The organism is Halomonas eurihalina (assembly GCF_008274785.1).
In the GTDB taxonomy this organism is placed as follows: Bacteria; Pseudomonadota; Gammaproteobacteria; order Pseudomonadales; family Halomonadaceae; genus Halomonas; species Halomonas eurihalina.
Genome location: NZ_VTPU01000045.1, coordinates 1 through 919 on the forward strand (window position 1 = coordinate 1; position 919 = coordinate 919).

The 919-nt window shown below is 61.8% G+C and carries 1 pseudogene; it reads left to right on the forward strand.

From position 1 onward, the window contains the following. Positions 1-140 precede the first annotated feature (140 nt). A pseudogene (locus FZZ93_RS18170) lies at positions 141-919 on the forward strand (hypothetical protein); the annotation flags it as partial.

The window sequence follows — 919 nt, forward strand, 5'->3', positions numbered from 1 at the left end:
GTATCGCCCCGGGAGGACTGGAGACCCGTCGAGCCCCTGGAAGGGCGTGAGGCCACTGCCTGGCAGGCCATGCCGCTCGTACCCTGGACGGCCTGATAGAGTTGGCATCGACACTGCTTGCCATGAATAAAGGAAATACCATGACCACCCAAGCCAAGGAACAGGACGCTTCCGCCATGGCGCTGCGCGTCGGCGAACATCTGACACGCGGCCCCAATGAACTCTATGCCCTAAGCCCCAGGCCTGTCCCGCTAGGTCCCACAGCCGGGGCCGGCGCGGACGTTGGCCGGCTCATTTTTCGCCGCAACGAGGCGACGCTGGATCTGCTGCATAACGTCAGCCGCAACGGCATGCTGGCTCTGGGGGGGGTAACAGTTTGGGTGATGCTCTTCTTTGTGTGTTTTTTCATCTTCGTGATGTCGATGATCTTCTACTTGAACATCACGGTGGGGGAGGCCTTGAGTATGTGGGGGGGGGGCGCCTACGCGGGTGTCCTGTTCTTCGGTGCTCTGCTGGTTATCCCAGACCTCTGGATTCGCAGCACCGCGCCGGTGCGTTTTCATCGCCAGCGCCGCGAGGTGGCCTTCGTGGTGGAGCACCCCGGGCGAAGGGTCTTCTTGCCGTCTCCCAGCGCCCATCTGATGTATGGTTTCTGGTTTGCGCTGTTTTCCATCAGTGGTGGTGCGGCGCTGATGGGGCTCGGCTTCCTGGGGGCAGAGGAGAAATTTCTGGGACCAACTGGCATTACCTGGATGGCGATCACCCATCTGGTTATCGCTCCCGCGCTAGCCGTCGGTTATGTGGCGCTGTATCGCGGAATTCGCCGACTGGCCGGTTGGCGTAAGGAGACCGTCTTCGTGCCCTGGGAAGATGTGGTGGCGGTGGCCACGCGCAATATGGCGGTGACCGTTGGGGGACC